This is a genomic window from Cuspidothrix issatschenkoi CHARLIE-1 (assembly GCF_002934005.1).
In the GTDB taxonomy this organism is placed as follows: domain Bacteria; phylum Cyanobacteriota; class Cyanobacteriia; order Cyanobacteriales; family Nostocaceae; genus Cuspidothrix; species Cuspidothrix issatschenkoi.
This window is the reverse complement of record NZ_PGEM01000136.1, coordinates 1-7240: the sequence shown is the minus strand read 5'-3', so window position 1 is coordinate 7240 and position 7240 is coordinate 1. Positions and strand designations below refer to the sequence as shown.

At 38.7% G+C, this 7240-nt stretch carries 6 protein-coding genes; 3 read left to right on the top strand and 3 right to left on the bottom strand.

Going from position 1 to position 7240, the window contains the following annotated elements; genetic code table 11:
• Nucleotides 1-340: 340 nt before the first annotated feature.
• The 3 genes from CUN59_RS16865 to CUN59_RS16855 form a co-directional block, all read right to left on the bottom strand.
• A complete protein-coding gene (locus CUN59_RS16865; protein WP_104388934.1) occupies nt 341-1825 on the bottom strand; it encodes an efflux RND transporter periplasmic adaptor subunit in 1485 nt (494 codons plus the stop codon).
• Nucleotides 1826-2104: 279 nt separating this feature from the next.
• On the bottom strand, nt 2105-3175 hold the full coding sequence (locus CUN59_RS16860; RefSeq protein ID WP_104388933.1) for a tetratricopeptide repeat protein: 1071 nt from the start codon (nt 3173-3175) through the stop codon (nt 2105-2107).
• A 151-nt stretch (nt 3176-3326) separates the two neighbouring features.
• Nucleotides 3327-3956, bottom strand: a complete 630-nt coding sequence (locus CUN59_RS16855) for an RNA polymerase sigma factor (protein ID WP_104388932.1) — start codon at nt 3954-3956, stop codon at nt 3327-3329.
• 176 nt (nt 3957-4132) lie between these two features.
• Here CUN59_RS16855 and CUN59_RS16850 point away from each other — a divergent pair, with 176 nt between their 5' ends.
• The 3 genes from CUN59_RS16850 (at nt 4133) to CUN59_RS16840 (ending at nt 6848) form a co-directional block, all read left to right on the top strand.
• Nucleotides 4133-4729 (top strand): glyoxalase-like domain protein, encoded by a 597-nt coding sequence (locus CUN59_RS16850; RefSeq protein ID WP_104388931.1) that lies wholly within the window; start codon nt 4133-4135, stop codon nt 4727-4729.
• 137 nt (nt 4730-4866) lie between these two features.
• A complete protein-coding gene (trpS, locus tag CUN59_RS16845; RefSeq protein WP_104388930.1) occupies nt 4867-5874 on the top strand; it encodes a tryptophan--tRNA ligase in 1008 nt (335 codons plus the stop codon).
• Between the two features lie 59 nt (nt 5875-5933).
• On the top strand, nt 5934-6848 hold the full coding sequence (locus tag CUN59_RS16840) for a methylenetetrahydrofolate reductase (RefSeq protein WP_104388929.1): 915 nt from the start codon (nt 5934-5936) through the stop codon (nt 6846-6848).
• Nucleotides 6849-7240: the final 392 nt, after the last annotated feature.

Genomic DNA, 7240 nt, shown 5'->3' with positions numbered 1-7240 from the left:
AAGAATTATTGGAAAAGTTACATTTTGCCCTCAGATAAATTCCCTGTTCGGTAAGTATTCAGCTATAGCACTCGTTCATACCCAGATCCCCGACTTCTTTTACTGTGTCCATAAATGATATAGCAGGGAACAGGGAACAGGGAACAGGGAACAGGGAACAGGGAACAGGGAACAGGGAACAGGGAACAGTTTCAACTATCTGGATATCCTCAATTTCTCATATCCGACAAGGAAAAATGCAACTGTTTTGAGACTCCATTTGCCAAAACCTTGCACTTGCTTGTTCTTAAAATCCGCGAAACCCCTATTAATAAACGGTTATAGCTTTATTCAGCAACCCCTAATTATTAGGAGAATTCTTACTGCTATCTTCAGATTTACGCTGTATATCTTTAGGTAAGTCAATAAATATCCGATCACCTGCTTTTAAACCATCTACAACCTGAATTTGATTATCAATGTTTGCTCCTATTCTTACTAGATGAAATTGAGGTTTATTATTTTTACCTAATAACCAAACTCCTGTTTTTCCTTTTTGAGTCACAATCAATTCTTGAGGAATTAACAGGGCATTATCAATATTATTACCTAGAAATGTAACCTCACTCACATTCATTCCTGAGCGCAATTTTTCTACTCCCGTATCAATTGCAATCCGCACCTGAAATGAGGTGACATTTTGATCAACTACAGCTTCTGGAGCAATTAAGCGTACTCTACCCTGAAAAACTTCATCAGGGTAAGCATCTATAAAAATTTCTACTTTTTGTCCTTGTTTAATTTGGGGAATATCTACTTCCGGTACATTAGCCAAAACTTCTAAACCCCTAGCTAAGGCTACTATAGAAGTGGATGTAGCAGAAGCATTACTAGAAGCGGAAATTGCCGGACTGACATAAGCCCCAATGGTGGCATATCTTTGAGTTATAATTCCTGAAAATGGAGCGCGGATAATTGTATCTTCTAATTGTACTTGTTGCTGTTTTAATTGAGCCGCCACACTCACTACCGCCGCTTTAAATCTAGCAATTTCTTCAGGACGATTGCCATTTTCTAATTTTCTTAATGCTTCCCGTTCTTGATCCACTATTGCTTGTTGCTTTTGAATATCTTCACTACGGTTGCCAATTTTTAGTAATGAAAATCGCTGTTGTACTTCTTCTAAATTAGCCTTAGCTCTTATATGTTCACTGATATATTGTTCTAAACTATCTTGAGAAATAGCCCCATTTTTAGCTAAATCTTGATAACGTTTTAACCGAGATTGAGCTAATTGTAAGGAAGCTTTTGCCGATTCTACTTGAGCCTGTGCTTGTTGAATTTCCTGTAAACGATTACCATCACGGATAATTGTTAACTGTGCCTGGGCTTGGGCAATACGGGCTTTAGCTTGGGCAATTTCTTCGGGACGACTACCTGCTTGACCTTCTGCTAACTGTGCTTTGGCTTGTTCTAAATTTGCTTTGTATTGGAGAATTCGCATTTTAATTTCCGAATTATCCATGCGAGCAATAATTTGTCCTTTTTCTATTTTTTGTCCCTGTTCAACATTTAATTCTGCTAAAAGTCCAGGGCTTTTAGGACTAATATTCACATTTTGTACTGGTTGGACTTTCCCACTAGCGGTAATGCGGACAGTTACGCTTTTTGCTTCTACGGGAACAGTCAATTTATTAATATCTAGGGGTTTATTTCCTGGCTTGATAGTGGTTACTATCATTGTTGTTCCCACGATTAAAACACCACTAGCAATTAAACCCATTAACCAGCGTAATGGATATTTTATTTTTTTGCGAATTAGGGGAATTTCGATGTAACAAATCATGGTAGAAACTGTTTAGAAAGATACATGAGTCAATGGATGATAATCATCGCCTGAGTGGGTGATTTTTTTATTTTTTGAATTTGTATACATTTCTTAAATATAATATCATATTCATGTTTTATTAGAGATCATGACTTATTTCATATTTTTACTGATATAGCTATAGCCATTAAGATTAGGACATAAACTATAGTAGACGCGTTCAGGCGGAACGTCTTTACAAGAGTTAGTTTCATGATCAATCGATATCCTAACCAACCCACCCCTATCCATGAGAAATTAACGTGCTTTTAACTCGTTGAGGCGATTAACTAATAAGGTTTGTTGTTTGCTATCTTCTAATTTTTGAGCAAGAGAAATAGCTCGACTGTACAAATCTTTGGCTTTGGCAAAATTACCCATTTTTTCATATAGTTCCCCAGATATTGCTAAATATTTTAAATCTTCTGCGGGGTTTCTCTTGGAGTCTGTAAGTGCCACACGAGTTTCTAACAATTGCAAAGCTCGATCATAGCGTCCTACAGCAGCATGGGCAGTGACTAAACCGTCAATTGCTCGTAGTTGGTTAGGACGTTCAAAACTGCTTTTTGCTAGTCGCATTGCTGCTCCATAACTACCGATAGTATTTTGATAATCACCTATAGCAAGATAAGCATCACCTAGATTATTTAGGGTGTTGGCTTCACCAATAGCATCGCCAAGTTGCCGGCGAAAAGCTAGGGCATATTCACCAATTTTGATTGCTTTATTATAATCTCCTGTTCTGAGGGCAACGAGGCTTAAATTACTTAAAGATAGTCCTTGTCCTTCAATGCTAGTGATATTACGCGCAATAACTAAAGCTTGTTCAATAGTATCTTGGGCGGCAATATTTTCCCCTTTTTCTAGGAAAATACTACCTAAATTATTAAGAGCAAAAATTTGATTTTGAAAATCTTGATTATCACGAGATATTGCTAACTGTCGTCGGAGGGAATCTTCGGCATTTTTAATATCATTTAACTGTAGATAGGTATTGGCTAGTAAATCATAGGTTGAACCCTGGGCTTTTAAATCACCCAAGGAGTGATAAATTTCTAAGGCTTCTAGTGCTGATTTCAGGGTTTTTTCAGGAAAGCCTTGGGCTAATTGTTGTTTACCTTGTTTGAGTAATTTATCTGCTACATCCCGCGATGGTTTACCAGCATAACTATTTAAAGGGCGGTGAATTTGTTGGGTAATATCAATTGCTTTTACACCTGTATTTGTAAATAAACAGGTGAATAATACAATATAAAAAGTTAAAATTGGCAACTTGGCTAAATTGCCTTGATTGCTTGTCTTTCCTGGTAAAAAATGCCACTGTTTCATAATATTTAACCTGGAAATTTCGGTTTTGCCTAGATGGTGTTAATAGAAAAATCTAGAAGTCAGAATTTGTAGGATTGAGGATGTCCAAGTAACCTGATGGTGGAAAACTCATAGTTGCGGCTAAAATTAATTGTGATTATTATAGCTAAAATTAGGAATCTATTCCATCTTCACCTAAGTAAATAGCCCGGATATCGGCAGGTAATTTATCTTCTAACATCTGATAACTTTCTTGCAGACAACTGGCCACTTCAGAGGGAGAAATTTGTTCTCCTTCAGCTTGCAAATAAGCAGCAATTCTCGTTTCACTCCAGTGGAAGGTTTGCGCCATTAAGACGATTAAACGCGACATTGGTGGTAGTTGTTCTAATGCCTGTTCTACATAACACCATAGTGGAGGAGAAGTATCTTTAAGAGAATAATGAATTGCTTCGGTGGGTGGTAGTTTAATTTCGTTAATACAAAAAGCAGTGATATTAATTAACCAGTTTTGCATAGTTAAAGCATCTTGTCCTGTAGCCCTTGGTTTTAAATCCAGTCCACCTAATTCATAGTAAATATATCGCCATATTAGGGCAAACAAATAATCAGCTTGCACAGGAGATCGCGCCGAATGCCGAATTAAAGTATAAACTATGGGGCTATAACGGCAAAAAATGACTGTGAAATACTTGCCAGAATCGGGATATCGTTGAAATAAAGTCAGTAGTTCGTGGTCGCTGTGATGAAATAGCGACTTTACCAATGGGTGATTAGCTTCACGAAAGTGGGGAATTTGCACAATCTCTTGACTAGATAATGGTTAGAATACAGTAGGGAACGCTATGCGATTATTCATCATATCTGGAAGTCCATGACTTTAGAATCTTGATAAACTAGAAACAAGGACTTAATGTTAGTCTTAATTGACCATACTCAAAACGCCTCCTTTATACCAATTTTTGATAATATTTGTTCATGGTTATAGCAGCTAGTTCCATTTCGTTCCTGCTTAGTCCACTGACTTTAGGCTCGTTTTTACCGTCTTTACCCTTGGATAGCCTATTTTCTACCCAAGGAATTATGATTATGCTATTGGCAGCCTATGCTGGCGCTATGTGGATGTTTCTCACCAGCGCTCCCAAAGTTTATACTGTCATGGTGTCAGATTTAGAAATTGCCCGACAATTATATGAAGGATTGCTAGATTTACCAGTAGCGGAAGTACCTTTGCACTATTATTACAATTATGAGCAAACCATAGGTGCAACAGGTATTGATCCTTTATATATGTCTACAAGTCCTAGTTGGTCTAACAGAACCATGAATAATGGCAATGATGGACTATGGTATCAACTTAAGAAAAATACCCAACTACATATCATTACTGGTGCTAGTTTAGGTAAGAAAGATCAACAACGCCATGTTTGTTTTGACCATGACTGCCTAGAATTAATTTTAATGCGTGTGGAACTACGAGGTTTAAAATTCAAGATTCGCAACCAAAAGCCTTTGAATTTCTTAGTCAAAGACTACGACGGACGCGTTATTGAAATGGCTGAAGTTACAAATTAGTCATATCTAGGGGTGGGGTTTCCCTGCCCAAGACAAAAGGGAGCTTAAATAACCTCTAATCCCCAATGACTACTAAAATAAGTTTTGTAACCGCCCCATTTATCAAGCGGGGAAGAGGAGATAAATAACGGATAATTATGGGTAAGCAGCGCGTTCTGTCGGGAGTTCAACCAACTGGTAACTTACACTTGGGTAACTATTTAGGTGCAATTCGTAACTGGGTAGAAATTCAAGACCAGTATGAAAATTTCTTTTGTGTGGTAGATTTACACGCCATTACTGTACCACATAACCCCGCCACCTTAGCGGCTGATACCTACACCATCGCTGCGCTTTATTTAGCCTGTGGTATTGATTTAAACCATTCTCACATTTTTGTTCAGTCTCATGTTTCTGCCCACAGTGAACTGACTTGGTTGCTAAATTGCATTACTCCCCTTAACTGGTTGCAAGATATGATCCAGTTTAAGGAAAAAGCCGTTAAACAAGGGGAAAATGTCGGTGTTGGTTTGTTAGATTATCCTGTGCTGATGGCGGCGGATATTCTGCTATATCAAGCTGATAAAGTGCCGGTAGGTGAAGACCAAAAGCAACATTTAGAACTAACACGGGATATTGTCAACAGGTTTAATCATCAATTTGCAAAAAAAGCACCTGTATTAAAGTTACCAGATCCTTTAATTAGAAAGGAAGGTGCAAGGGTGATGAGTTTGACAGATGGAACAAGGAAAATGTCAAAATCAGATCCTTCGGAATTAAGCCGCATTAATATTTTAGATTCGCCAGAGGAGATTACTAAGAAGATTAAGCGGTGTAAAACTGATTTAGTCAGGGGTTTAGCCTTTGATGATTTAGAACGTCCAGAATGTCATAATCTGTTAACTCTGTATATGCTGCTGTCTGGGAAAACTAAGGAAGAAGTAGCAGCAGAATGTGCAGATATGGGTTGGGGACAATTTAAACCACTATTGACAGAAACAGCGATTCATGCTTTAAAGCCAATTCAAGATAAATATCAGGAAGTAATGGCGGATAAAGGTTATTTAGAGTCGGTGTTGCGGGATGGTGGGGAGAAAGCCAGGGCGATCGCTAACCAAACTCTCGCAGATGTGAAAGCTGCTTTGGGTTTCACTGTACCTCTTTAGGGTTTAGGCTTTTAGGTGTAATTTGCTTTACCCTAGTAGAAAACTGAACTGGTCACATTATGCCGGATACCCATAGCTTTAGTGCTTTTAATAACTTCCGTAAAGCAGCCCAAGCAGGTGAATTTTTAATTACTGCCGAAGTTGCACCTCCCAAGGGCGGAGATCCTACCCATACCATTGAAATGGCGGCGACTCTTAAGGGAAGGGTTCATGCTGTCAATATTACCGATGGTAGCCGCGCCGTGATGGGAATGTCTTCCTTGGTCGCCTCGGCCATTTTATTGCAACATGGTATTGAACCGATTTGTCAGTTTGCTTGCCGCGATCGCAATAGAATCGGATTACAAGCTGATTTAATGGGCGCTCATGCTTTGGGTATCCGCAACATTTTAGCCCTCACAGGCGACCCTGTAAAAGCAGGTGATCATCCTGATGCCAAAGCCGTTTTTGATCTGGAAGCTGTGAGGTTATTGCAGTTAATTAGAAACATGAATCAGGGTGTTGATTTTAATCATAAACCTTTAACTGATGGAGAATTAGATTTATTTGCAGGTGCCGCCGTAGATCCCCAATCGAAAAGTTGGTCAGGTCTACAAAGTCGGTTTGAAAAGAAAATAGCAGCCGGGGCGCAATTTTTTCAAAGTCAATTAATTACTGATTTTGAAATATTAGAAAAGTTCATGGATAAAATTGCCTCTAGTTACAATAAACCAATTTTGGCAGGAATTTTCCTGTTGAAATCGGCAAAAAATGCCCAGTTTATTAATAAAGCTGTTCCCGGTGTGAATATTCCCGATCACATTATTGATAGATTAGTAAAGGCAAAACATCCCCTAGAAGAAGGTATGAAAATTGCCGCCGAACAGGTACAAATTGCCAAGGAATTGTGTCAAGGTGTACATATCATGGCGGTGAAGCGGGAAGATTTGATCGCACCGATTTTAGATTTAGCTGGCGTGGGAAAAGTTAGTTAGAGTAATATATATAGCAGGGAACAGGGAATAGGGAATAGGGAATAGGGAACAGAGTTGAAAGTCATGAGAGTGTATAGTTTTTTAGGTAAATTCTGTATCTCATTCAAGTGCATACCGCTATAGCGGTTATTTTGTTGAGTGAAATAGAAAAACCCCATCCCCAACCCCCTCGCCATAAATGAAGCTAGGGTGTACACAGGACTTCCGCCCTTGGGGGGAATGTCAGACCAATAGAACTACAAAGATAAGAGAGGCTGTTTCCGATGAATTGGGAAGCCCACACTGTACCTAAGGTCAGTGTGTGGTAGTTCACAAGTCTATCTAGAGTGAGATTTATGGCGAGATAAGAGCTAAAATTAGCAATTGAAGAGTTACCCAATGTCGTCGTGTTG

What these genes read in the sequence shown, in the direction of transcription:
- CUN59_RS16840 (WP_104388929.1), top strand. Translation starts at nt 5,934, where the DNA reads ATGCCGGATACCCATAGCTTTAGTGCTTTTAATAACTTCCGTAAAGCA.
- CUN59_RS16860 (WP_104388933.1), bottom strand. Translation starts at nt 3,175, where the DNA reads ATGAAACAGTGGCATTTTTTACCAGGAAAGACAAGCAATCAAGGCAAT.
- CUN59_RS16850 (WP_104388931.1), top strand. Translation starts at nt 4,133, where the DNA reads ATGGTTATAGCAGCTAGTTCCATTTCGTTCCTGCTTAGTCCACTGACT.
- trpS (WP_104388930.1), top strand. Translation starts at nt 4,867, where the DNA reads ATGGGTAAGCAGCGCGTTCTGTCGGGAGTTCAACCAACTGGTAACTTA.
- CUN59_RS16865 (WP_104388934.1), bottom strand. Translation starts at nt 1,825, where the DNA reads ATGATTTGTTACATCGAAATTCCCCTAATTCGCAAAAAAATAAAATAT.